The sequence below is a fragment of the Shewanella sp. T24-MNA-CIBAN-0130 genome (assembly GCF_040310185.1).
GTDB lineage: Bacteria > Pseudomonadota > Gammaproteobacteria > Enterobacterales > Shewanellaceae > Shewanella > Shewanella psychromarinicola.
In genome coordinates this window covers 1-276 of record NZ_JBEOPP010000280.1, presented here as the reverse complement: position 1 = coordinate 276, position 276 = coordinate 1, and the positions used below count along the sequence as shown (strand labels likewise).

Here is a 276-nt window from a genome sequence, read left to right as displayed (position 1 = left end):
AGTTTGTGGTATCGCCAATTCACGCCAAATGTTGTTGAATAGTGAAGGCATTGAACTTAGTGAGTGGCAGTCATTGTTGGCCGAGAAGGGTCAAGCGTATGATTTAGCTAAGCTACTTGAGTGGGGGCAAGAGCAGCAATTACTTAATCCTGTACTGGTTGATTGTACATCAAGCGAGTTAGTGTCAGACCGTTACCTTGATGTGATGAATGCCGGTTTCCATGTCGTCACCCCAAACAAAAAATCGAACACTCGTGATTATGCTTACTATCAAGC

General features: G+C 43.8%; 1 pseudogene. It reads left to right on the top strand.

From position 1 onward, the window contains the following. Nucleotides 1-276 (top strand): annotated as a pseudogene (gene thrA, locus AAEZ02_RS22385) (bifunctional aspartate kinase/homoserine dehydrogenase I); the annotation flags it as partial.